This window comes from Achromobacter piechaudii NBRC 102461 (assembly GCF_001571245.1).
GTDB classification, from domain to species: domain Bacteria; phylum Pseudomonadota; class Gammaproteobacteria; order Burkholderiales; family Burkholderiaceae_B; genus Achromobacter; species Achromobacter piechaudii.
Genome location: NZ_BCTK01000001.1, coordinates 880,615 through 905,340, shown reverse-complemented (window position 1 = coordinate 905,340; position 24,726 = coordinate 880,615). Strand labels below are relative to the sequence as shown.

Genomic DNA, 24,726 nt, shown 5'->3' with positions numbered 1-24,726 from the left:
CGTGGCGGCGGCAGCGCGACAACAGGGAGACAAGGCGATATGTCCGATACCGTGGATGTCATCGTGGTGGGCGCCGGCTCGGCCGGATGCGTGATGGCCAATCGGCTAAGCGCCGATGGCTCGCACGCCGTCTGCCTGCTGGAAGCCGGCCCCCGGGATACCTATCCCTGGATCCATATCCCGATTGGCTACGGCAAGACCATGTTCCACAAAGTGGTGAACTGGGGCTACTACACCGACCCCGACCCCAACATGTTGGGCCGCCGCATCTACTGGCCGCGCGGGCGCACGCTGGGCGGCTCCAGCGCCATCAACGGCCTGATCTACATACGCGGCCAGCGCGCCGACTACGACGCCTGGGAGCGCGCGGGCAACCCCGGCTGGGGCTGGGACGACTGCCTGCCCTACTTTCGCAAGCTGGAAAACAACGACCTGGGCGCCGGTCCCACGCGGGGCGTGGACGGCCCCTTGAACGCCACGTCCATCAAGACACCGCATCCGCTGGTCGAAGCGATGATCGCCGCCGCGCAAACGCTGGGCGTGCCCGCCGTAGACGACTTCAACACGGGCGAACAGGAAGGCGTGGGCTACTACCAGCTGACCACGCGGCGCGGCAAGCGTTGCTCGACCGCCGTGGCCTATCTGCGGCCCGCACAGGACCGCCCCAATCTGCGCGTGGAAACCGATGCGCACGCGATGGCCATCCTGTTCGAGGGCGGCCGCGCCTGCGGCGTGCGCTATCGCCAGGGCGGACAGGTGCGGACCCTGCGCGCGCGCCGCGAAGTGGTGTTGTGCGCCGGCGCGCTGCAATCGCCGCAGCTGCTGCAATTGTCGGGCGTAGGGCCGGCCGCGCTGCTGCGCCAGTTCGGCATCCGCGTCGTGCGCGACCTGCCGGGCGTGGGCGAGAACCTGCAAGACCATCTTCAGATTCGCCTCATCTACGAAACCACCCGCCCCATCACCACCAACGACCAGCTGCGCACGCTGCACGGGCGCATGGGGATGGGTTTGCAGTGGCTGCTGCTTCGCAGCGGCCCGCTGGCCGTCGGCATCAACCAGGGCGGAATGTTCTGCCGGGTGGACCCCGCCAGTCGCACGCCTGACACGCAATACCACTTCGCCACGCTGTCCGCCGACATGGCCGGCGGCAAGGTGCACCCGTTTTCCGGCTGCACCTATTCGGTCTGCCAATTGCGGCCCTCGTCGCGCGGTCAGGTGCGGCTGCGCAGCGCCGACCCGTTCGAGCCGCCCTCGATGCAGCCGAACTACCTGTCCACCGAACTGGACCGGCGCATGGCGGTCGCGGCCGTCAAGCACGCGCGCCAACTGGCCGCCACCGAACCGCTGGCCGGCCTGATGAAGCGCGAGTTCCGGCCCGGCCCCGACGTGCACAGCGACGACGAGATCCTGCATTTCTGTCGCGAGTACGGCGCCACCATTTTCCATCCGTCGGGCACGGCCAAGATGGGGCCGCGCAGCGATCCGCTGGCGGTGGTGGACGAACGCCTGCGGGTACATGGCGTACAGGGCCTGCGCGTAGTGGACTGTTCCGTGATGCCCACGCTGGTCTCGGGCAACACCAACGCGCCCGTGGTGATGATGGCCGAACGCGCGGCCGATTTCATGCTGGAAGATTTCAAGCTGGCGCGGCGGCGGGCGGATCTGGTCGCCGCCTGACCCCGCAAACGACAAGGATGTGACCGACGTAGCTCAAGCCCGAACCGGCGCGCGGCGCCAGCAGAAGCGCCCCGCCTCCCACCAAAGGAGATTGCAATGTCCAAGCAAAACGAAGCCGCGGTACGCAAGGTCGTCACCGCATCGCTGATCGGCGCCACCATCGAGTGGTACGACTTCTTCCTGTACGGTGTCGTGGCGGGCATCGTGTTCAACAAGCTGTATTTCCCCACGGGCGACCCGCTCGTCTCCACCATGCTGGCCTACACCACCTTCGCGGTGGGCTTCGTGACCCGGCCGTTGGGCGGACTGATATTCGGCCACTTCGGCGACCGCATCGGCCGCAAGAGCATGCTGGTGATGACGCTGATGATCATGGGGGTGTCCACCTTCCTGATCGGCCTGGTGCCCACCTACGACAGCATCGGCCTCTGGGCGCCCGTCCTGTTGCTGCTGCTGCGCGTGTTCCAGGGCATCGGACTGGGCGGCGAATGGGGCGGCGCGGTGCTCATGGCGTACGAATACGCGCCACCCGGCAAGAAAGGCTTTTACGCATCCCTGCCGCAGATCGGCCTGGCGATCGGCCTGTGCCTGGCCTCGGGCACCGTGGCGTTGCTGTCCACCTTGCTGACCGATGAGCAGTTCATGGCCTGGGGCTGGCGCGTTGCCTTTCTGGCATCGGCCGCCATGGTGCTGGTGGGCATGTACATCCGCCTGAACATCAAGGAAACGCCGGAGTTCACGGCGGTCAAGGCCAACAACGCGGAAAGCCGCATCCCCTTTTTCGACATGCTGCGCCGCTATCCGGGCAACGTCTTCAAGGGCATGGGCGCGCGCTACATCGACGGCGTGTTCTTCAACGTGTTCGGCGTGTTCTCGATTTCCTACCTGACGCAAACCGTGCAGATCACGCGCACGGAAGCGCTGATCGGCGTGATGGCCGCCGCGCTGGTCATGTGCTTTTTCATCCCGTTCTTCGGACGCATGTCAGACCGCATCGGGCGCACCCGCGTGTACTTCTGGGGTTCGCTGATCACCGCGCTGGCGTCGTTCCCCGGCTTCTGGCTGATGCTCAACAGCCAGGGCAGCGTGATGCTGATCTGGCTGGCCATCATCATCCCGTTCGGCATCTTCTACGCCGCCGTGTATGGCCCTGAAGCCGCGCTGTTCTGCGAGCTGTTCGACGCCAAGGTCCGCTACACGGGGATCTCGTTCGTCTACCAGTTCTCGGGCATCTTCGCTTCGGGCATCACGCCCATCATCGCCACCGCGCTGCTCAAGACGGGCGGCGGACAGCCCTGGCTGATCTGCCTGTACGTGCTGTTCGCGGGCCTGGTGTCGGCGTGGTGCGCGTGGCTCATCGGACGCGGCAAGCCGGTGACCGAAGCCACCGGCCACGCCACACCGCCCTTGCCTGGCGCGGGGCTGCGCAAGGCGTGAGGGTGAGGCGGTGGTTTACCGGACAGAGGGGTTGGCGCCAGTCGCCGCCCCGTCCGTCATCGCCTGCGGCGGCTGCACGCCCGGCCAGCCGCCGCCCAGCGCCTTGAACAACGTCGCCAACGCAATCTGCCGCTGCGTGCTGACGTCGATATAGGTCAGCTGGTCCGTAAAGGCGCTGCGCTGCGCATCCAGATAGCGCAGGTGGCTGTCCACGCCGCCGCGATACCGCGCTTCCGACAACAGCATGGCTTGCCGGCTGGATTCCGCCAGCGCGCGGCGCGACGCCTCTTCGCGCTGCAAGGTCTCGGTGGCGGCCAAGGCGTCGGCCACTTCCCGGAACGCGCCCTGGATGGTCGCTTCGTACTTGGCCACGGCGATATCCTTGCGCACCGTCGCCAGATCCAGATTGGCCACGTTGCGCCCGCCCGAAAAGATCGGCAACGTGATCTGCGGCATGAACGACCATGCACGCTGGCCGCCGCCAAACAGATCGGACAGGTCCGCGCTGGACGAGCCGTACAGCCCGGTCAACGTGATGCTGGGAAAGAACGCCGCGCGCGCCGCGCCGATGCTGGCGTTGCGCGAACGCAGCTCATGTTCGGCGGCCAGGATGTCGGGCCGGCGTTCCAGCAGTTCCGACGGCGCACCCGCCGCGAGGTCCTGCAACAGCACGGGCGAGGCGGCCAGTTGCGCCGGCAGATACGGACGCAGATCGTCCACGCCCACGAGCAGCCCCAGCGCGTTGCCGGCCTGACGCACCTCGCGCGCCATGCGCTCGCGTTCGGCGCGTGCCTGCTCGGTCAGGCCCAGCGCCTCTTGATAGTCCAAGGCCGTCGCCGTGCCCGCCTGACGGCGCTTGACGATCAGGTTCAGCGAGGCCTCGCGGCTGGCCAGCGTCTGCTCGGTCACCTGCAAGCGGCGCATCGCACTGTCACGCGTCAGGTACGCCTGGATCACTTCCGCCACCAGGCTGATGCGGGTGGCGTGCGCGGTTTCCTCGGTGGCCAGATACGTTTGCAGCGCCGCGTCGGACAGGCTGCGCACGCGGCCGAACAGGTCCACCTCGAACGACGTCAGCCCGATGCCCGCCTGATAGCTGCTTTGCACGGCCGACTGGCCCGTGGTGTTCAGATCGCCGGGCACGCGCTGCCGGGTGCCCGAGCCTTGCGCATTGATGCCCGGCAAGCGGTCCGCGCGTTCGATGCGGTATTGCGCCCGGGCCGCTTCGATGTTCAGCACCGCCTGGCGCAGATCGCGGTTGTTGTCCAGCGACAGCGCCACCAGTTTGCGCAGCGCTTCGTCGGTGACGAAGCTTTGCCAGTCCAGCGTGGCGGCAGCCGATTGCGCCGCGTTGCCGCCTGCGCTGGCCGTGGCATCCGGGAACTGCGCCGGAATCGGCGCGTGCGGCCGTTGATAGACGGGCGCCATCGAGCAGCCTGCCAGCGCCGCCGTCAACAGCAGCGCGCCCAGGCTGCGGGGAAAAGCCATATGCATCATCACGATCACTCCTGGGTATTGCGCGCGGTGGCGGGCAAGGCGTCCGAGGCCGCTTCGCCGCGCTTCTTGGGCAGCAGCGACAACACCCAAACAAAGAAGATGGGCACGAAAATCACGCCCAGCAAGGTGGCGCTCAACATGCCGCCGATCACGCCCACGCCCAAGGCGCGCTGGCTGGCAGCGCCCGCGCCGCTGGCCAGCGCCAGGGGCACCACGCCCAGGATGAACGCCAGCGACGTCATCACGATGGGGCGAAAGCGCAGCTTGGCGGCCTGGATGGCGGCATCCGCCAGCGTATGGCCCTGCTCGCGCAGGCTCTTGGCGAATTCCACGATCAGGATCGCGTTCTTGGCGGCCAGGCCGATGATGGTGATGAGCCCCACCTTGAAGTACACGTCGTTGGACATGCCCAGCACCGTCACCGCCAACACCGAGCCCAGCGCGCCAATCGGCACGATCAGCATCACCGAGGCGGGAATGGCCCAGCTTTCATACAGCGCGACCATCAGCAGGAACACCACCAGGAACGCCAGCGCGAACAGCATCGGCGCCTGCGCCCCCGCGAATTTCTCCTGATAGGACAGGCCGGTCCATTCATAGCCGATGCCATTGGGCAGCTCGGACACGATCTTCTCGATGACGGCCATGGCCTCGCCCGTGCTGTGCCCGGGCATCGCGTCACCCGCGATCTTGAAGGCCGGGTAGCCGTTGTAGCGCGAGATCTGCACGGGGCCGTTTTCCCAATCGGTCTTGACGAAGGCGGACAGCGGCACCATGCCTCCGGACTTGTTCGGCACGTTCAGCATCAGGATGCTTTCGGGCGTCATGCGGTCGCGCACATCGGCCTGCACCACCACGCGTTGCAGGCGGCCGGCGTTGGCGAAGTCGTTGACCGTGGCCGAACCATACGCCGCCGAAATCGCCGTGCTGATCGTGTCAAAGCCCACGCCCAGCGCTTCGGCCTTCTGACGGTCGATGTCCAGGCGCAGCTGCGGTGCATCGGCCAAGCCTGCCATCATGGCGTAGGCGATCACCGGCGAACTGTTGGCCTTGGCCAGCAGTTGGTTGCGCGCCTCGGTCAGCGCCTCGCGGCCCAGGCCGCCCCGATCCTGCAAGCGCAGCGCGAAGCCGCCCGAATTGCCCAGGCCGTCGATCGGCGGCGGGTTCACCGCCATGATCGAACCGTCTTCGATCACCGCGAAGCGTTCGTTCACGCCCGCCGCGACATCGGCGGCGGCCTCGCCCTTGCCGCGCTCGGACCAGTCCTTGAGCGTGGGGAATGCGATGCCCGCGTTCTGGCCGGTGCCCGAAAAGCTGAAGCCCATCACGGTAAAGGCGTCGCCCATCGCGTCCAGCGACATCAGATGCTGCTCGACGTCCGCCACCACCTTGTCGGTGCGCGAGTGGGTGGCGCCCGGCGGCAACTGCACGTCCACGATGACATAACCCTGGTCTTCGGCCGGCACGAACGATGCCGGCACGCGCACATACAGCACGGCCAGCACCGCCACGATGGCCACGTAGATCACCATGTAGCGCCCGGTGCGCTTGACCAGCCGCGTGTTCAAGGCTTCGAAGCGGCCCGTCAGGCGGTTGAAGGCGCGGTTGAATCCACCGAAGAAGCCTTTCTTTTCATCGTGATGGCCCTTGGGGATGGGCTTGAGGAACGTGGCGCACAGGGCCGGCGTGAAGGTCAGCGCCAGGAAGCCCGAGAACAGGATCGACACCGCCAGCGACAGCGAGAACTGCTGATAGATCACGCCCACCGAACCGCTCATGAACGCCAGCGGCAGGAACACGGCGGACAGCACCAGCGTGATGCCGATGATGGCGCCCGACACCTGTTCCATCGCCTTGATCGTGGCCTCGCGCGGCGACAGGCCCTCTTCGGCCATGATGCGTTCGACGTTCTCGACCACCACGATGGCGTCGTCCACCAGGATGCCGATGGCCAGCACCATGCCGAACATCGTCATCATGTTGACCGAGAAGCCCAGCACCGACATGACGGCGAAGGTGCCCAGCAGGCAGACCGGCACGACGATCGTGGGAATCAGCGTGTAGCGGAAATTCTGCAAGAACAGGAACATCACCAGGAAGACCAGCACCATCGCTTCCAGCAGCGTGTGCACGACCTTGGTGATGGCCACGCTGACGAACTGCGACGTATCGAACGGCACCGAGAACGCTACGTCCTCGGGGAACGAGGCGGACAATTCCTGCAAGCGCGCCTTGACGGCCTTCACCGTTTCGATGGCGTTGGCGCCCGGCGCCAGCTGCACGGCCGCGCCCACGGATTTCTTGCCGTTCAGCCGGGTTTCGAAGTCGTAGCTCTGGCGTCCGATTTCCACGCGAGCCACGTCCGACAGATGCACGGACGAGCCATCGGCGTTCGCGCGCAGCACGATGTTGCCGAATTCCTCGGGCGAATCCAGCATGCCCTTGACGGCCAGCGTGGCCGTCAGCTCCTGTTCGGGCGAGCCCGGGCGGCTGCCGAAACTGCCGGCCGGCACCTGCACGTTCTGCGCCGCGATGGCCGCATTCACATCCGCTACCGACAAGCCCACGCCCAGCAGTTTCTGCGGATCGATCCACACGCGCATGGCGGCTTCGGCGCCGAAGAACTGCACCTTGCCCACGCCCTTGACGCGACGGATCTCGTTGTTGATGTGGCGCGCGGCGTAGTCGGACAGGCCCACCACGTCCTTGTGCGCGTCCTCGCCCTTGTACGTCAGCGCGTAAATCATCAGGAAGTTCGAGCTGGCCTGCTCCACCTGCAAGCCCTGCTGCGTGACCGCCGACGGCAGCCGCGCTTCGGCCTTCTTGATGCGGTTCTGCACGTCGACCTGCGCCAGGTCCGGGTCCATGCCCGGCTCGAACGTGACGGTGATTTCAGCGCTGCCGCTCGAACTGCTGGACGACTCGTAATACAGCATGTTCTTGGCGCCGTTCAGCTCTTCCTCGATCACGCTGGTGACCGAATCCACCAGTACCGAGGCCGATGCGCCGGGATAGGTGGCGGCGATGGTCACCTGCGGCGGCGCCACCACGGGAAACTGCGACACGGGCAGATTGGGAATCGCCAGCAGGCCCGCCAGCGAAATGAAGATGGCCACCACCCACGCGAAATTGGGGCGGCCAATGAAAAACTTGGACATGTTCTACCTTTGGTGAAACGCGCGGCGCATGGGCGGCGGTTTAGTTCGCGGCCGGGGCGTCGGCCGGGCCGGACGCCGCAACACGCGCAGCGTCAGCGGCAGGCGCCACGCTGACTTTCTGGCCGGGCACGGCGGCGGACACACCGCCCACGATGACGCGGTCGCCCGGCGTCAAGCCATCGACGATGTGCCAGTCGGACCCGCGCATCGTGCCGGTCTGCACGGCGCGCGATTGCACGACGTCGTCCTGGCCCACCAGCATCACCTGCGGCTTGCCGTCGGTGCTGCGCGTCACGGCGCGCTGCGGCACCAGGATGGCGTCCGGATCCACGCCCTGCTGCGTCTCTACGCGCACGTACATGCCGGGCAACAGCAGGACATCGGGGTTGGCGAATTCACCGCGCACCGACACCTGGCCGGTGCTGCGATCCACCGCGATATCCGAGAACAGCAGCTTGCCGCTGCGCTTTTCGCCGATGCCCTCGACGCTGATCGAGATGCTGGCGCCATCGCCCTGCCCCAGGCTGCCGTTTTGCACGGCCGCGCGCATGCGCAGCATGTCGGCCACGGGTTGGTTGAAGTCCACGTAGATAGGATCGAGCTGCTGGATCTTGGCCATGACGGTGGCTTCGTTCTGGCCGACCAGCGCGCCCTCGGTCACCTGCGCCCGACCGATGCGGCCCGAGATGGGCGCCTTGACCGTGGCGTAGTCCAGGTTCAGTTGCGCGGTCTCGACGTCGGCCTGCGCCGAACGGCGCGCGGCCTGGGCGCTCTTGAGCGTCGTGGTGGCCGTGTCGAAGTCCTGTTGGCTGACGGCTTCGATCTTCACCAGCGGCGTGTAGCGCTTGAGAATGGCTTGCGCATCGGACACGGCGGCGTCGGCCTTGGCCAGCTCGCCCTGCGCGCGCGACAAGGCGGCCTTGAACGGCGCGGGGTCAATGCGGAACAGCACGTCGCCCGCCTTGACGTCAGCGCCCTCTTCGAAATTGCGCGACAGGACGATGCCCGCCACACGGGCGCGCACTTCGGCAACGCGCACCGGCTCGACGCGCCCGGGCAAGGTGCTGGACAGCGGGTAGCGTTGCGGCTGCACCTCGACCACCTGCACCGGACGCGGCGCATCGGCCGCGGCCTGGCTTGGGGCCTTGTCGCCGCAGCCGGCAATGGCCAACGCCAAAGCCGAGACCAGGCCAATCAAGGGCAAGCGCCGCGTCATCTGATTCTTCATGTTCTTTACCTTGCGCCCCGCGGCACCGTTTTTTTTCCAAGGTGCGGATGCTACAGCAATGATTGATTTGAATCAATCTTGATTCATTTGATTATTAAACGATCATCAAAGCCAAATAAAAAGGTTTTGCTTGTCAAAATCGCAAAAGTTTGCACAAGCTGAATCTCGCATGCTCCAATACCCCGCTGAAGGGGGATCCAACACATGAATGAGGGGCAGGCAATGAATGACGAGGTGGGGCACGAACGCTTTTTGGTGGCGTTGGCATTGGCGATGGTGGACCAGCCGCGAGCCACCTTGCAGGAATTGGCCAAGGCCGTCGGCGTCAGCAAGGCGACGCTATACCGCTTCTGTCAGACGCGGGACCAACTGGTCCTGCGCCTGACCCAGCATTGCGCGCACATCATGAAAAAGGCGTTGGACGATTCGCACCTGGACACCGCCGCGCCGCACGAGGCGTTGCGCAACCTGATCAACCAGAACCTGGCGCACAAGGAACTGACGGCCTTCCTTGTGTACAACTGGAAGCCCGACAACGAACAGCAGCCCGACATCATGAGCAGTTGGTCGGGCTATCAGGAATCGTTGGATGCGTTCTTTCTGCGCGGGCAGCGCGAAGGCGCTTTCCGCGTGGATTTCTCAGCGGCGGCGCTGACGGAAATGTTCTTTGGCGTGCTGACCAGCATGGTGGACGCCGAACGACGCGGGCGCGTCGCGCGGCTGGGTCTTGCGTCCGTGGTCGAGCAGATGATGCTGCACGGCATCGCCAGCGAACCGGTGCGCGCCCCGGCTTGAGGCGCGCGGCCGCGTTCAGGCGACGGTGACGGGACGGCCGAAGAACGGATAGTTCGGGTCGTTGTAGCCGTGGCTGGAGGCGTGGCCCGGCGTGACCCAGCCGTCGACGATGGCTTCGTCTTCGGGCGTGATGGTTACGTCCAGCGCGGCGTAATAGTCTTCCATTTGCGCCAGCGTGCGCGGGCCGGCGATCACGCCGGTGATGATCGGGTTGGCCAGCACCCAGGCGGTGGCGAAATGGCCCGGCAGCACGCCTCGCGCGGCGCTGTGCTGCACCAGTTGCTGGGCGATCTGCAAGGACTCTTCGCGGAATTCCGTAGCCAGCATGCGGCGGTCGCCGCGTCCGGCGCGCGTGTCGGCCGCAGGCGCCTGCCCCGGCAGGTACTTGCCCGTCAGCACGCCGCGCGCGATGGGGCTGTACGGCACCACGCCCAGGCCGTAATGCTTGCAGGCCGGCAGGATTTCCACTTCGGGCCCGCGGTTGAGCATGTTGTAGTACGGCTGGCAGACCACCGGCTGGGGCACGCCCATTTTTTCGCACAGGCGCATGACTTCGGCGATGCGCCATCCCCGGAAGTTCGACAGCCCGAAGCTGCGCAGCTTGCCCGCGCGGATCAGGTCGCCCAGCGCCCACAGCGCTTCTTCCAGATTTTCTTCGTGATAGTCGCGATGCAGGTACAGGATGTCCATGAAATCCGTGCCCATGCGCGCCAGGCTTTGCTCGACGCCGCGCATCAGCCACTGGCGCGAGTAATGCGACTGGTTCGGCCCCTTGCCCACCACATTGCCGATCTTGCTGGCCAGCACCCAGTCATGGCGCTGGCCTTGCAGAAGCTTGCCTACGACTTCTTCCGAACGGCCTTCGTTGTAGACGTCGGCCGTATCGATGAAATTGACCCCATGGTCGCGCGCCGACGCCACGATGCGCGCGGCTTCGTCGTCGGGCGTCTGTTCGCCGAACATCATGGTGCCCAGGCATAGGGGCGAAACGCGCAGGTTGCTGGTTCCCAGACGGCGGTATTTCATGGGGCGATTCCTTTCTGATCGATGACGTTGGAGCGGCGCGAACCCGGCACCTGCGATTCGCGCGGCGTCCATCCTACACCTGCGTACCCTTGTCCGCATCCACGGCGGCCAGGATCTTGCCGAACAGCGCGTCGGCATGCGCCGAGTTGAGCCAGCGCACGATCACGACCATCTTGCGTTCCGGTTCCACCCACGTGAACGAACTGCCCGCGCCCACGCCGAAGAAGCTGGACGCCGGCACGCTGGGAAACACGCGGCCTTCGTGGTTCAGCCAGATCAGATAGCCGTAGTACGGCGCGATGGCGCAGGGCGTGCGCATGGCTTCGATCCATTCGCGCGACAGGATCTGCTTGCCGTTGGCCTGGCCGTTGTTGAGCAGCATCTGGCCGATCAGCGCCTGGTCGCGCGCGCTGATGGACATGCCGCCGCCCCAGTGCGAGCCGCCCGGCACGGACGGCATGCGCTGGCCGTCGATCTCGACCCAGGCGGTGTCGTAACCCACCCACTGCCAATCTTCGCTGGCGCCGATGGGGCGCGTGACGGCTTCGCGGAAGACCTCGGGCAAGGGTTTGCGGAACAGGTGCAGCAGCGCATACGACAGCTGGTTGATGCGCACGTCGTTGTATTCCCAATACGTGCCGGGACGTTGCAACGGACGGGCATCGCCCTTCTTGCCATCGGGCGGCACGCCGAAGGTCACGGCGCGGTAGCGGTCCGCCTGGTCCGACACGCCAAAGCGTTCGCCTTCCCATTCGCTGGTTTGTTGCAGCAGGTGGCGCCAGGTGATGTCGGCGTTCTGGCCTTCGTCGAAACCGATGCCCGGCACGCGCTTGCCGACGGGCTCGTCCACGTCGGGCAATAGGCCACGGTCATGCGCCACGCCTGCCAGGATCGCCAGATACAGCTTGGCGACGCTGAACGTCAGGTCGGCGCGCTCGGGCTCGCCCCAGGACGCCACCGTCTTGCCGTCCACCACCACCACGCCCGACACCGGGCCGCGGTCATGGATGGGACCCAGCAGCCGGTTCCACGGCGGCGGATCGTTCAGGTGCACGCCAAAGTTGCCCTTGACGCTGCGGTCCCAGGTGGATTCGTGTTCATTGGCGAACTGGATCGCCTGCTGCATAAGCGTGTTCATAACTTCCCTCGTTGTTGTCTCTTGCTTTGCGATTCATGCGCTGCGCGCCGATGCAGGGGCAGCGCTTGCGTGATGCGGGCGGCCCCTGCGTAGCGCTTGCTTGTTGCTTGCGCGCGCAGTGCATGGACCGCACCGTGCATCAGGCGGCCACGCCTTCCGGCGTGCGCGCCAGGAATTCCATCGCGGCTTGCACGCCGCCAGATTGGTGCGGCACGCCTGCAGCGGCCAGGCCCATCTCGACGCCGGCCAAGGTGCCGCACAACGTCAGGTCGTTGAAATGGCCCAGATGGCCGATGCGGAAAATGCGGTCGGTAAGCTTGCCCAGGCCTTGCCCCAGCGACATATCGAAGCGTTCAAGAATCACCTTGCGCAGCGCGTCGGCGCTATGGCCTTCCGGCATCATCACAGCAGTCAGCGCGGGGCTGTGGGCGGTCGGGTCCAGGCTCAACAATTCCAACCCCCAGCCGGCCACCGCCAGGCGGGTGGCGCGGGCGTGGCGCTCGTGGCGCGCGAACACGCGCGGCAGGCCCTCGGCCTGCAACATCGCCAGCGCTTCGTGCAGGCCATAGAGCAGATTGGTGGACGGCGTGTACGGAAAATATCCCTTGGCATTGGCGGTCAGCATTTCGCGCCAGTCCCAGTACGAACGCGGCAGCCGCGCGGCATCGGCGGCGGCCAGCGCGCGCGCGCTGACGGCGTTGAACGCCAGGCCGGGCGGCAGCATCAAGCCCTTTTGCGAACCGGCCACGGTCACGTCCACGCCCCATTCGTCATGGCGGTAATCAATGGAACCCAGCGAGGAAATCGTGTCCACCATCAGCAGCGCGGGATGCCCGGCGCGGTCAATCGCGGCGCGCACGGCGGCAATGTTGCTGGTGACGCCGGTGGAGGTTTCGTTATGCACCACGCACACGGCCTTGATGCCGTGCTGCGTATCTGCGGCCAGCCTTGCGCCGATCACCTCGGGATCTACGGGATGGCGCCAGTCGCTTTCGATGTAATCGATTTCCAGGCCCAGGCGGCCCGCCAGCTTCTTCCACAGGCTGGCGAAGTGGCCGGTTTCCACCATCAGCACGCGGTCGCCCGGCGACAAGGTGTTGACCAGCGCGGCTTCCCATGCGCCCGTACCGGAGGACGGAAAGATCACCACGGGCGATTGCGTCTGGAAGACTGCCTTGGCGCCTTCCAGCACCGCGCGGCCCAACTCGCCGAACTCGGGTCCACGATGGTCGATGGTGGGTTGATCGATGGCGCGCAAGACGCGGTCGGGCACGTTCGTCGGCCCCGGAATCTGCAAGAAGTGCCGGCCGGACAAATGGGAATTCAGGGAAAGCATGCGTAGCCCCAAAATGGAATTTTTTGTATACCAACGAGAGATGCGCGGCGATTCAAACGGCTTTTGACAGCGTCTCGGCCGAGCAGGTGGACTTGCGGCATGCGCCACTCTATCCCATTGTTTTTGCATCGATAACCTAGGGTATACACCCATGATTGAAGTCGTTGCGCGGGGTTTATAGTCTAAAAAAACACGGGGAAATGTTGGTATACCAATGAGCAGCAATCCTAGCCTGATGCCGGATTTGGCCGGGTCGGCGCGTGCCGACGCCGCCCTGCCCGACGCCCAGCCCGAGGCCGCCCGGCCAACGGCGGCGCGCGTCGGCGGCAACGGCCGCACGCTGCCCGCCGCTGTCGCCAGCGCGCTGCGCGAACGCATCATCCAGGGTGAATTCCCGCCCGGCTCCCGCCTGAACGAACGCACGCTGTGCGACCTGCTGGGCGTGTCCCGCACGCCGATGCGCGAGGCCTTCCGCGTGCTGGCCGCCGAAGGGCTGGTACAGATCGAACCGAACCGTGGCGCGCAGGTGGTGGCGCTGTCCGAGGCGAACATCCGCGAAGCCTTTGAAGTGATCGGCGGACTGGAAGCCATGTCGTGCCGGCTGGCGTGCGAACGCGCCACCGATCAGGAGATCGCCGAGATCCGCGCGCTGACCTACGAAATGATGGCCAGCCACGCGCGCCACGATCTGCCCACCTACTTTCGCACCAACCGCGACATACACGAACGCATCAGCCTGGCGTCGCACAACAGCCTGCTCAAGCAGCTGTACGACGCGCAGAACGCGCGCATCCAGAACCTGCGGTTCGTGTCGAACGAAAACCGCCAGAAATGGGATCTGGCCATGCGCGAACACATCGAGATGGCCGAAGCCCTGGACGCGCGCGACGCGGACCGGCTGGCCGGCATCATGCGGCAGCACTTGCAGCGCAAGTGCGAGGCCGCGTTAAAGAGCATCGCGCCCGACGCGGCCCGTCCGGCCGCGCAATCGTCCGACTCTGGTTGAGCCTGTCTCCCAGCGCAAAGACGATAACGATAAGACCAGGGTGGCGCGGCCCGGAGCGAGATGATGGATACGCAGTACATGTAGTGCCTTCCACAGGAGCCTTCACCATGGCTGATTGCCGCTTCACACCCGTCCGCTTCACACCCGTTTCACGCGCCCGTCGCAGCACCCCCGTCACCCCCTTGCGCGCTGCCCTTGCCGCCGCGCTGTTCGCGTGCGCCGGCCTGGCCGCCCAGCCCGCGCTGGCCGGCAAGAAGGACGACACCTTGCGCATGGCGTATGACCAGGCGCCCGAAAGCGTGGATCCGTACTTCAACAACGTGCGGATCGGCGTCATCATCGCCGCCAACGTCTGGGACACGCTGCTGTACCGCGACCCGGTCACCAACGAGTACAAGGGGCAACTGGCCAAGAGCTGGAAGCAGGTCGATGACAAGACGTTGGAATTCGAACTGCGCCAAGGCGTGAAATTCCATAACGGTGAAGAATTCGACGCCGATTCGGTCGTATACACGCTGAACTACGTGGCCGACCCCAAGAACAAGGCCGTCACGCAGCAGAACGTGTCGTGGATCGACAAAGTCGAAAAGATCGACAAGTACAAGGTGCGCCTGACCACCAAGGAGCCCTTCCCCGGCGCCAAGGAATACCTGTCCACCACCGTCGCCATCCATCCGGCCAAGTACTACCAGGAAGTCGGCCCCAAGGGCATGAACGCCAAGCCCGTGGGCTCGGGTCCGTACAAGGTGGTGGATTATCAGCCGGGCAAGTCGATCACGCTGGAACGCAACACCGACTACTTCAAGGACTCGCCCAAGGCGCAGCCGAAGATCGGCAAGGTCGTCATCCGCTTCATCCCGGATCGTCAGACTCAGATGGCCGAAGTGATATCGGGCGGCGAAGACCTCATCATGAGCGTGCCCAAGGACCAGGCCGAACAGCTTGGCCAGATGCCAAACCTGCAAATGGTCACCGGCAACACCATGCGCATCGTGTTCATGCAGATGAACATCCAGGACGGCACCCCCGCCCCGCAGCTGAAAGACGAGCGCGTGCGCAAGGCCATCATCCACGCCATCGACCGCGAATCCATGTTGAAGAACATCGTGGGCGAAGGCGGCGGGCTGATCAACACGATCTGCACGCCCTCGCAGGTAGGTTGCACGCAGGACGGCGCGCCCACCTACAAGTACGATCCGGCGCTGGCCAAGAAGCTGCTGGCTGACGCGGGCTACGCCAACGGTTTCGACATCGACATCGTGGCCTACCGCGAACGCAACCAGACCGAAGCCATCATCAACTACCTGCAAGCCGTGGGCATCCGAGCCAAGCTGAACTTCCTGCAATACGCCGCGATGCGCGACATGATCCGCGCCAACAAGGCGTCGCTGACGCATCAGACTTGGGGCTCGAACCTGGTCAACGACGTGTCGGCCTCTACGCCGGTGTACTTCGCCTTCGGCAACGACGACGTGACGCGCGACCCCAAGGTGCGCGATCTGCTCAACAAGGGCGACCACACCATCGACAGCGAGGCGCGCAAGGCCGCCTACAAGGAAGCGCTGGACCTGATCGCGCAAAAGGCCTATGCCGTGCCGCTGTGGACGCTGCCCGCCTACTACGTGGCCACCAAGGACGTGAACTTCAAGCCCTATTCGGACGAGCTGGTCCGCTTCTGGGACATGAGCTGGAAGTAAGTCGCCGGGGCAAGCCGGGCGGGCGCGGCGCCTGCCCGGTGCAGTGAAACGTTAGAGGAAGTCCTATGCTTTATTTCACGATCAGGCGGCTGGGCCTGGCGGCGCTGGTGGCGCTGACCGTATCGGTGCTGGCCTTCCTGCTGCTGCATCTGTCGGGCGACCCGGCGCTGGCGCTGGCTGGCGAAGGCGCGCGCCAGGCCGACATCGACATGATCCGCAAGACCTACGGGCTGGACCGGCCGCTGGTGGTGCAGTACGCCGATTGGCTGTGGCACATCATGCAGGGCGACTTCGGCACCTCGGTGTACTTCAAGACCGAAGCCGGGCCCTTGATCCTGTCCAAGCTCAAGACCACCCTGCTGCTGGGCATGGGCGCGCTGGGTTTCGCGCTGCTGGTGTCGATTCCGCTGGGCGTTTTGGCCGCCATTTACAAGGGCAGCGTGATCGACCGGGTGTGCCTGGCCATCGCCGTGCTGGGCCAGGCGCTGCCGAACTTCTTCTTCGCGCTGATCCTGATCATGCTGTTCTCGATTTCGCTGCGCATCCTGCCCGTGTCGGGCAGCGGCACCTGGCAGCATTTCGTGATGCCCGCCATCGCGCTGGGCTATTACGTGGCGCCGGCCTTCATGCGGCTGATCCGCGCCGGCATGATCGAAGTGCTGGGCGCCGACTACATCCGCACCGCGCGCGCCAAGGGCCTGCCGGCCCGCAAGATCATCTTCAAGCATGCGCTGCGCAACGCGATCGTGCCCGTGGTGGCGCTGGCCGCCGTGCAGCTGGGCTACCTGCTGGGCGGCTCGGTCGTCATCGAAACCATCTTCGCGCTGGACGGGCTGGGCTATCTGGCCTACCAGAGCATCACGTACAAGGACTACCCCGTCATGCAGCTGATCGTGCTGCTGCTGTCCGTGCTGTATGTGCTGCTGACGCTTGCTGCCGATATCGCCAACGCGTGGCTCGATCCGCGCATCCGGGTGTCCTGACATGACCACGCCTATCCTGACTCCTACGGTTCCCGGCGCGCCCGCCCCGGTCGAACTGACCGCCTCCACCTTGCGCTGGCGCAGGCTGCGCCGCAACAAGGCGCTGCTGGCCGGTGGCGGCATCCTGCTGATCATCGTGCTGATCGCGCTGCTGGCGCCGTGGATCTCTCCGCACGATCCCTACTTCCAGGACCTGGCCTACCGCACCGCGCCGCCCGTCTGGTACGCCAAGGGCACCTGGCTGCATCCGCTGGGCACCGACCAGCTGGGCCGCGATTACCTGTCGCGCCTGTTCTACGGCGCGCGCATCTCGCTGCTGATCGGCATCAGCGTGGCCTTGATTTCCGGGCTGATCGGCACCGCCATGGGCATGGCGGCCGGCTACTTCGGCGGCAAGGTCGACATGGCCGTGTCGTTCCTGATCACCACGCGGCTGTCGATGCCGGTGATCCTGGTGGCGCTGGCCACGGTGGCCATCGTCGGCGGGTCGCTGTGGGTGGTGATCCTGGTGCTGGGCCTGTTGAAGTGGGACCGCTACGCCGTCGTCATGCGCAGCGCCACGCAGCAGGTGCGGTCATTGGAATACGTGGCGGCGGCGCAGGCGGCCGGCGCGTCCACTTGGCGCATCGTCTGGGGCGAAGTGCTGCCTAACGTGGTGCCGCAGCTGATCGTCATCGCCACGCTGGAAGCCGCCAGCGCCATCTTGCTGGAGGCTTCGCTGTCGTTCCTGGGCCTGGGCGTGCAACCGCCCCTGCCGTCCTGGGGCCTGATGATCTCCGAGGCCAAGGCCTATATGTTCTTTTCATTCTGGCTGATCGCCATTCCGGGTTCGGTGCTGGCCCTGTTGATCTTCGCGATCAACCTGGCCGGCGACGGGCTGCATCAACTGCTGACGCCTGAAGAGAGGGCCTGACCATGGCCGACAAGGAAATTGTGCTGGACGTGCAAGGGCTGACGGTCGACATCGCCACGCCGCGCGGGCCGCTGCACGCGGTGCGCGACGTGTCGTTCCAGGTCAAGCGCGGCGAAACGCTGTGCCTGGTGGGCGAATCGGGCTGCGGCAAATCGATGACCTCACTGGCCATCATGGGGCTGCTGCCCAAGGCCGCCCGCCGCACGACGCGCCGGCTGGCGGTGCTGGGCGAAGACCTGTCCGCCGCGCGCGGCCGCCGCATCAATGCACTGCGCGGCAGCAAGATGGCGATGATCTTCCAGGAACCGATGACGGCGCTGAACCCCGCCTACGCCATCGGCGAGCAACTGACCGAACACTACATCCACCACCGCCACGCCAGCGCGCAGCAGGCGCGCGACCGCGCGGTGGAACTGCTGGAAAAGGTGGGCATCGCCTCGGCCGGCCAACGCCTGACGCAGTATCCCCATCAGTTGTCGGGCGGCCTGCGCCAGCGGGTGATGATCGCGATGGCGCTGATGTGCGGCCCTGAACTGCTGATCGCCGACGAACCCAGCACCGCGCTCGACGTCACCATCCAGGCGCAGATCCTGCGCCTGCTGGCCGACCTGCAAGCCGAGCTGGGTATCGCCATGGTGCTGATCACCCATGACCTGGGCGTCGTGGCTCGCATCGCGCAGCAGGTCGCGGTGATGTATGCCGGGCAGATCGTCGAGGAAGGTCCGGTCAAGGACATCTTCGCCACGCCGCGCCATCCCTATACACAGGGCTTGCTGGGCTGTATCCCCGTGCCCGGCCGTACCCCGCCCGGCGAATCGCTGGGCACGATCCCCGGCGTGGTGCCGTCGCTGGTGGGCGAGCTGCGCGGCTGCGCCTTCGCCGACCGCTGCCGCTACGCGCAACCGCAGTGCCGCGACACGGTGCCCGTGCATGGCCATCCGCCGCACCAGCAATGGCGCTGCATCCTCCAGGAAGAAGGAGTTCCGGCATGAGCGCGCTTCTGCAAGCCGATGCCGTCAGCCGGCAGTTTTCAATCCGCACGGGCATGTTCCGTCCGCGCAGCACGCTGCATGCGGTCAATGGCGTGGACCTGTCCGTGGAACGCGGCGCGGTGCTGGGCATCGTCGGCGAATCGGGCTGCGGCAAATCCACGCTGGCCCGCATGCTGCTGGGGCTGACGCCGCCCAGCGAAGGCGCCATCAGGTTGGACGGCCAGGACATCCGCCAGATGGACCGGCGCGCGCTGGCCCGCCGCGTGCAGCCGATCTTCCAGGATCCGTATTCGTCGTTGAACCCGCGCCGCTCGATTGCGTCCATCGTGTCGCTGCCGCTGGAGGTGCACGGCATCGCCAACCCGAAGATGCACAAGGCCATCGAGATGCTGGAGCGCGTGGGCCTGCCGCCCCGGCTGGCGCACAACACGCCCGGGCAATTGTCCGGCGGGCAACGCCAGCGCGTGGCCATCGCGCGCGCACTCGTCATGAACCCGGAAATCGTCATCTGCGACGAACCGACCTCGGCGCTGGACGTGTCCGTGCAGGCGCAGATCATGAACCTGCTGATGGAGCTGCGGCGCGAATTCAACCTGACGTATGTGTTCATCAGCCACAACCTGGCGGTGGTCGAACACATCGCTACGCACGTCGCGGTGATGTACCTGGGTCGCGTGGTGGAATCCGCGCCCACCGCCCAGCTGTTCCATGACCCGCGCCACCCGTACACGCAGGCCTTGCTGGCGTCGGTGCTGACGCCCGAACCCGGCCTGGGCATTCCCGACATGGGCCTGGGCCTGTCGTTTCCCGATCCGCTGAACCCGCCGCCCGGCTGCCCGTTTCATCCCCGTTGCCAACACGCGATGGCGCAATGCAAGACCGAACGGCCCGCGCTGACGCTGCGCGACGGGGCCGTGGTGGCCTGCCATCTGTATCCCGTCGCGTCACCCGCTTCTTCCTCAATTCCTTCGTCGCTTCCTTCATCGACCCCCTCTTCCATCGGAGCCCGGCCATGACCCGTGAGCAAGCCCTCGCCCAAGCGGAACAATGTTTTGATTCGGGCGCCTTCCGTGCGCTGCTGGCGCGCCGGCTGGCGCTGCCGACCGAAAGCCAGAACCCCGATCGCGCCGCCGTGCTGGCGGACTACCTGGAATCCGAGATGCGGCCGGCGTTCGAAGCGCTGGGCTTCACCTGCCGCACCCTGACACACCCCAAGGCCCTGGCGCCGTTCCTGTACGCCGAGCGCATCGAAGACCCGGCGCTGCCGACAGTGCTGGGCTACGGCCATGGCGACGTCATCCGAGGGCTGGAAAAGGAATGGAAAGACGGCCTGTCGCCCTGGGCGCTGACCGAAGCCGAAGGCCGTTGGTACGGGCGCGGCATCGCCGACAACAAGGGGCAGCACACGATCAACATGGAAGCGCTGCGGCTGGTGATCGAAACGCGCGGCAAGCTGGGATTCAATGCCAAGTACCTGATCGAGATGGGCGAAGAAACCGGTTCGATGGGGCTGCGTGAACTGTGCGCCGAACATCGCGACCTGATGTCGGCCGACCTGCTGATCGCCTCGGACGGCCCGCGCCTGGCGCCCAAGCGGCCCACCATCTTTCTAGGCGCTCGCGGCAGCTTGAACTTCGATCTGAGCATCGAGGCGCGCGCGGGCGGCCACCATTCGGGCAACTGGGGCGGGTTGATCTCCAACCCCGGCATCCAGCTGGCGCATGCGATTTCCAGCATCGTTTCGCCCACCGGCCAGATCCGCATACGGGAATGGGTGCCGGCTGAACTGCCCGCCGCCGTGCGCCGCGCGCTGGCCGACTGCCAGGTCGATGGCGGCGCGGACGGCCCTGAGATCGAACCGGAATGGGGCGAACCGGGCCTGTCGCCGGTCGAGCGCGTGTTTGGCTGGTGCTCGTTCGAAGTGCTGGCCTACACGACCGGCAATCCCGACACGCCGGTCAACGCCATTCCGCCGCGCGCCTGGGCGCGCTGCCAGTTGCGCTTCGTGGTGGGCGTGGACCCGGACGACCTGATCCCCGCGCTGCGCCGCCATCTGGACGAACACGGTTTTTCGATGGTCAAGATTGCGCTGACGCGCGAGTCGATGTTCCGCGCCACGCGCATCGACCCCGACGATGCGTGGGTGCAATGGGCGGTGGATTCGCTGGAGCGCACGTCGGGCCAGAAGACCGCGCTGCTGCCCAACCTGGGCGGTTCCCTGCCCAACGACATCTTCACGGACGTGCTGGGCCTGCGCACGATCTGGGTGCCGCACTCTTACCCCGGCTGCTCGCAGCACGCGCCCAACGAACACCTGCCGCCCGAGCTGCTGCGCCAGGCGCTGGGGCTGATGACGGGTCTGTACTGGGATCTGGGCGCGGGCGACACGCCGCCGATTTCGCGCTGAGGGTTGGAAGAGGCACAGACCCAGTCCCGGGCTGAGGCCGGGGCTGAGTCCCGGGCTGAGTCCCGTGCGGACGGGCCCTACTTCCCCGTGCGCAGAAAATCGATGAAGCGCCGCACCTTGGCGCTGACGTGGCGCGTATCGGGATACACCGCGTACACGGGTTGGCGCGGCAGCGCGTAAGACGGTAGTACGCGCTGCAACGCGCCGCGCGCCAAGGGTTCTTCAAGCAGCCAGTCGGGCAGCGCCGCCACGCCGCAGCCCGCCTCGGCAAACGCCAGCAAGGCCGAGGCCGTATCGGCCTGCGCCACGGGCGCCACGCGTAACGCGTGCTCGCGCCCCTTGCTGTCCGTCAGACGCCAATGATCGCTGCGGCCAGGCCGGTTCGCCAGCCACGGCAAGGCCGCCGACGCATCCAGCGAACGCGGCGTGCCATGTTCAGCCAGCAGCGCCGGGCTGGCCACCAGCAGCAATTTAAATTCACCGATGCGCGTGGCGCGATGGCTGGAATCGGCCAATGCGCCCACGCGGATCGCCACGTCCAGGCGCTCGCCGATCAGGTCCGCCTGCGCGGAGCTGGCTTGATAGGCCACCCGCAACGCGGGATGCAGACGCGCAAACGCCGCCAGCGCGGGCACGACGATGCGGTTGCCGTAGTCAACCGAGGCCGTCACCCGCAGGCTGCCGGACAAGGCCGTCTGGCCGGACCGCGCCTGATCGACCGCCGCATCGGCATCGTGCAGCAGGCGCGCGCAACTGGCATGAAAGCCCTCGCCCGCCGGCGTCAGCGCCAGCCGACGCGTGCTGCGCGTCAGCAACGCCACGCCCAGTTCCTGTTCCAACTGCTTGACGTTGAAGCTGACGACGGCCTTGGTCGTGCCCAAGCTGTCGGCCGCCGCCGTGAACGAGCCTGCGTCCACCACGGCAACGAACATCTGCAAGCGATTCAGGTTGATCATGGCGTGTTTGATTGTCAAAAAAACCCGAACAGTATATCCACCGTCCGACGGTATTTCCGCCGCGCCGACTTTCCTAGAATGACGCTCCTCTGTTGATCACACGACGCTGTACATGACCGATTTTTCTACCCTCAGCCTGCGCATGGCGCTTGACGCGCACACCCGGATCGAACAATGGATCGGCCAGCCCGATGCGCCCGAACCGCTGTTGGCTGCGCTGCTGGACGATTTTGCGCCCGCTTTCACCATGATCTCGGTCGACGGGCAGCGCTTGCCATCCGGGGCCTTGCCGGCCTTGTTCGCCGGTCTGCGCGGATCGCGCCCGGGCCTGAAAATCCAGATCGATGAGCTGGCCGTGCGCCACGCGGACGCCGCCTCGGCGCTGCTGACTTACTGCGAACGTCACGCCTGGCAAGGCGGCGCCACGCAGCGCCGCGCCAGTGCGTTGTTTACGGCCGGCGCGGACGGCCAGCCGCGTTGGGCGCATCTGCACGAGACCTGGGCCTGAGCGAACGGTGGTTTCGACGGCGCGAAAAAAAAGCCCCGGCTAAGGGGCTTGTCGTTCTGGCTGCCGGATGCCGTCCAATAGCAGTCCGGTAATGAATTCCGCCAACGCCTGCTGCTGCTGTGCATCCGGCAGCTGACGTGTGAAGCGTTCGATGATGCCCATCAGCGACTGCGCGAACCAGTCGGCGGAGATATCCGGACGGAACAGGCCTGCCGACTGCTCGGCGCGAACGTTGTCGGCGATCATCGCCACCAGTTCATCCTTGAGCGCTTCCGCCTCGGCCACCTGAAAAAATCCGATGCGCGTCAGGTTGGGATCTTCCTGCAGGATCGCCAGCAGGCCCAACACGCCGCCCTGTATGCGAATCGCCAGTTGAGCGCCGTGCAGGTCGGCGGGCAGCCGCGCTTCGGTGATGGCGCGGCGCAAGCGCTGCGCGAACATGCCGACCAGCTCGTCGTAAGCCGCTTGCTTGCTGGAAAAGTATTGGTAGAAGACAGGTTGGGTGACGCTGGCCCGGGCGACGATGTCGCTGATCCGGGTATGCTGGAATCCGCGTTCGGCGAATTCTGCCGCCGCGACTTGCAGTAGCTGTAAGCGGGTGCGTTCACCCTTGGTAAGACGCTTGTCTTGCGATAAAGATGGGGGTCGTGCCGTAATCATCGCGTGAAATTACACCCGTTTTTCCCTTTCCGCCAGTTCTGCCGGACCGAATTCACGACCTGATGACACACTCGTTACACGCCTGGCACACCAGTCACCCCTTGCATCGAATCCTGCGCGTCGCTTTGCTTGCGGCGCTGGTCGCCAGCGTCACCGGCTGCATTCCCTACCCCGTCTATAAGACGACGCAACCCGCCGCGCACGCGACGGTTCTGGACGCTCAATCCCAGCCGCTTGCCGATGCGCGAGTGGTGCTCATTTCCAGCGCGTTTCCCTATGGCAGAGAGCGATTCCGCGAGGAAGCCCCGACCGCGCCGGACGGCGTGGCGCGTTTCGATTCAAAGTCCGAATGGCAGGCTGAATCGATGATGCTGCACGGCGCCCAGATCTATTTCTGGAACTGGTGCGTCGAGAAGCCCGGTTATGAAACTTACGAAACACTGAACCGTGACGCCTCCGAATTTGACGCCAAGCTTGTGGTGAAACTGCCACGCGGCGACTCCCGCCCCTGCGACGCGCCTTGAAGTCACTTGAAATGGCCGTAGCGTTTGCAACATATTTTGCCGGGCGCGCAGCAGTAAAGTAATGGTGTCGCCGTGGATTCCTGCAACGCATCAGTGCAGCGGTTACGCGGCGGGACAGGAGCAAGATCATGAAACGGTTTACAGGCCGGGCGATTGTTGTGGCGTTGGCGCTTGCCGTCGCCAGCGCGCCGGCGATGGCTGGCGGACACGGCGGCGGCTGGGGTGGCGGTGGCTATCACGGCGGCTATTACGGCGGCAATAACTATCACCACCATGGTGGTGGCGGCAGCAGTTCGGCCGGATGGTGGGTCGGCGGTGCATTCGCGCTGGCGGCAGTCGGCCTGCTGTTGGCGGCGGACTCCGGCCCGGGCTATGTGCAAACCGGCGTCTACGCGTCGCCGGGCGTTGCCTACACCAGCCCGCCGATCTATGCCGCGCCGGTCTACGCCGCGCCCGTCTATACCGCGCCGCCGCTGTATGCGGAGCCCGTGGTTCCGTACACGCAGGCGGCGCCCGAGCCGCAGTACAAGCCGGTGGAGTACGCATCCGCGCCCAAGGTCAGCGCCGCACAGGCCGACGCCACGGCGCAATGCCAGCGTTGGGCCATGAACCAGAGCGGCTATGACCCGGCGACCATCACGCAATGGACCACGCAAGTCATGGTGGATACCTACAACCATTCGCTGGATTCGTGCATGAGCAGCCGAGGCTACCGCGCAAACTGACCCCGCTTTCCGGGTATTCCCGCTTGTCCTCCCGCGCCGGCCTGCACACACTGCATGCCGGCG

21 protein-coding genes are annotated in these 24,726 nt (G+C 65.8%); 13 read left to right on the top strand and 8 right to left on the bottom strand.

All coding sequences use genetic code 11. The features are described from left to right. Positions 1–39 precede the first annotated feature (39 nt). Together API01S_RS04055 and API01S_RS04050 are read left to right on the top strand one after the other, a co-directional pair. On the top strand, positions 40–1,677 hold the full coding sequence (locus API01S_RS04055; protein WP_061303272.1) for a GMC family oxidoreductase: 1,638 nt from the start codon (positions 40–42) through the stop codon (positions 1,675–1,677). A gap of 96 nt (positions 1,678–1,773) precedes the next feature. After that, the gene (locus tag API01S_RS04050; protein ID WP_006219835.1) at positions 1,774–3,114 is read left to right on the top strand and encodes an MFS transporter; all 1,341 of its coding nucleotides are present in this window, start codon (positions 1,774–1,776) and stop codon (positions 3,112–3,114) included. A 15-nt stretch (positions 3,115–3,129) separates the two neighbouring features. Here API01S_RS04050 and API01S_RS04045 read toward each other — a convergent pair whose 3' ends face one another. From API01S_RS04045 to API01S_RS04035, 3 genes are read right to left on the bottom strand one after another with little or no spacing between them, the layout of a single operon-like run. After that, on the bottom strand, positions 3,130–4,611 hold the full coding sequence (locus API01S_RS04045; RefSeq protein ID WP_061303270.1) for an efflux transporter outer membrane subunit: 1,482 nt from the start codon (positions 4,609–4,611) through the stop codon (positions 3,130–3,132). A gap of 5 nt (positions 4,612–4,616) precedes the next feature. Continuing rightward, positions 4,617–7,769: an efflux RND transporter permease subunit gene (locus API01S_RS04040; protein WP_061303267.1), complete on the bottom strand. Its 3,153-nt coding sequence runs from the start codon at positions 7,767–7,769 to the stop codon at positions 4,617–4,619. Between the two features lie 40 nt (positions 7,770–7,809). Further along, positions 7,810–8,997, bottom strand: a complete 1,188-nt coding sequence (locus API01S_RS04035) for an efflux RND transporter periplasmic adaptor subunit (protein ID WP_061303265.1) — start codon at positions 8,995–8,997, stop codon at positions 7,810–7,812. A gap of 222 nt (positions 8,998–9,219) precedes the next feature. Between API01S_RS04035 and API01S_RS04030 the strand changes: the two genes are divergently transcribed. Beyond that, on the top strand, positions 9,220–9,792 hold the full coding sequence (locus tag API01S_RS04030; protein ID WP_039883274.1) for a TetR/AcrR family transcriptional regulator: 573 nt from the start codon (positions 9,220–9,222) through the stop codon (positions 9,790–9,792). Between the two features lie 15 nt (positions 9,793–9,807). Here the strand turns inward: API01S_RS04030 and API01S_RS04025 are convergent, their stop codons facing one another. From API01S_RS04025 to API01S_RS04015, 3 genes are all read right to left on the bottom strand, one after another. After that, positions 9,808–10,818 carry an aldo/keto reductase gene (locus API01S_RS04025; protein ID WP_061303263.1) on the bottom strand — a complete coding sequence of 337 codons (1,011 nt, stop codon included), beginning with the start codon at positions 10,816–10,818 and terminating at the stop codon, positions 9,808–9,810. 73 nt (positions 10,819–10,891) lie between these two features. Beyond that, a complete protein-coding gene (locus API01S_RS04020; RefSeq protein WP_061303262.1) occupies positions 10,892–11,956 on the bottom strand; it encodes a serine hydrolase domain-containing protein in 1,065 nt (354 codons plus the stop codon). Positions 11,957–12,095: 139 nt separating this feature from the next. After that, positions 12,096–13,292, bottom strand: a complete 1,197-nt coding sequence (locus API01S_RS04015) for a pyridoxal-phosphate-dependent aminotransferase family protein (RefSeq protein ID WP_061303259.1) — start codon at positions 13,290–13,292, stop codon at positions 12,096–12,098. A gap of 214 nt (positions 13,293–13,506) precedes the next feature. On the opposite strand from API01S_RS04015, the gene API01S_RS04010 reads away from it, so the two are divergent. The 7 genes from API01S_RS04010 to API01S_RS03980 all read left to right on the top strand — a co-directional run bounded on the left by API01S_RS04010 (position 13,507) and on the right by API01S_RS03980 (position 21,290). After that, positions 13,507–14,298, top strand: a complete 792-nt coding sequence (locus tag API01S_RS04010) for a GntR family transcriptional regulator (RefSeq protein ID WP_082306125.1) — start codon at positions 13,507–13,509, stop codon at positions 14,296–14,298. Between the two features lie 107 nt (positions 14,299–14,405). After that, complete coding sequence (locus tag API01S_RS04005; RefSeq protein ID WP_050730356.1) at positions 14,406–15,995, top strand: ABC transporter substrate-binding protein; 1,590 nt, start codon at positions 14,406–14,408, stop codon at positions 15,993–15,995. 65 nt (positions 15,996–16,060) lie between these two features. Continuing rightward, complete coding sequence (locus API01S_RS04000) at positions 16,061–16,978, top strand: ABC transporter permease (RefSeq protein ID WP_006219846.1); 918 nt, start codon at positions 16,061–16,063, stop codon at positions 16,976–16,978. A gap of 1 nt (position 16,979) precedes the next feature. After that, on the top strand, positions 16,980–17,891 hold the full coding sequence (locus API01S_RS03995) for an ABC transporter permease (protein ID WP_084802354.1): 912 nt from the start codon (positions 16,980–16,982) through the stop codon (positions 17,889–17,891). A 2-nt stretch (positions 17,892–17,893) separates the two neighbouring features. Further along, positions 17,894–18,883 (top strand): ABC transporter ATP-binding protein, encoded by a 990-nt coding sequence (locus API01S_RS03990; RefSeq protein ID WP_006219848.1) that lies wholly within the window; start codon positions 17,894–17,896, stop codon positions 18,881–18,883. Further along, a complete protein-coding gene (locus API01S_RS03985; RefSeq protein ID WP_006219849.1) occupies positions 18,880–19,899 on the top strand; it encodes an ABC transporter ATP-binding protein in 1,020 nt (339 codons plus the stop codon). The genes API01S_RS03990 and API01S_RS03985 overlap by 4 nt, the downstream gene beginning before the upstream one ends. Next, entirely contained in the window at positions 19,896–21,290 is a 1,395-nt protein-coding gene (locus API01S_RS03980) for a M20 family metallopeptidase (RefSeq protein ID WP_061303257.1), read from the top strand. Before API01S_RS03985 ends, API01S_RS03980 begins: the two co-directional genes overlap by 4 nt. A 77-nt stretch (positions 21,291–21,367) precedes the next feature. Here the strand turns inward: API01S_RS03980 and API01S_RS03975 are convergent, their stop codons facing one another. Next, positions 21,368–22,246: a LysR family transcriptional regulator gene (locus API01S_RS03975; protein ID WP_061303254.1), complete on the bottom strand. Its 879-nt coding sequence runs from the start codon at positions 22,244–22,246 to the stop codon at positions 21,368–21,370. Between the two features lie 112 nt (positions 22,247–22,358). Here API01S_RS03975 and API01S_RS03970 point away from each other — a divergent pair, with 112 nt between their 5' ends. Next, positions 22,359–22,754: a hypothetical protein gene (locus tag API01S_RS03970; RefSeq protein ID WP_006219852.1), complete on the top strand. Its 396-nt coding sequence runs from the start codon at positions 22,359–22,361 to the stop codon at positions 22,752–22,754. 39 nt (positions 22,755–22,793) lie between these two features. Here the strand turns inward: API01S_RS03970 and API01S_RS03965 are convergent, their stop codons facing one another. Next, positions 22,794–23,414 (bottom strand): TetR/AcrR family transcriptional regulator, encoded by a 621-nt coding sequence (locus API01S_RS03965; protein WP_006219853.1) that lies wholly within the window; start codon positions 23,412–23,414, stop codon positions 22,794–22,796. Positions 23,415–23,515: 101 nt separating this feature from the next. Here API01S_RS03965 and API01S_RS03960 point away from each other — a divergent pair, with 101 nt between their 5' ends. Together API01S_RS03960 and API01S_RS03955 are read left to right on the top strand one after the other, a co-directional pair. After that, a complete protein-coding gene (locus tag API01S_RS03960) occupies positions 23,516–23,938 on the top strand; it encodes a carboxypeptidase regulatory-like domain-containing protein (protein WP_254598498.1) in 423 nt (140 codons plus the stop codon). A 128-nt stretch (positions 23,939–24,066) separates the two neighbouring features. Beyond that, complete coding sequence (locus API01S_RS03955) at positions 24,067–24,663, top strand: hypothetical protein (protein WP_061303248.1); 597 nt, start codon at positions 24,067–24,069, stop codon at positions 24,661–24,663. Positions 24,664–24,726: the final 63 nt, after the last annotated feature.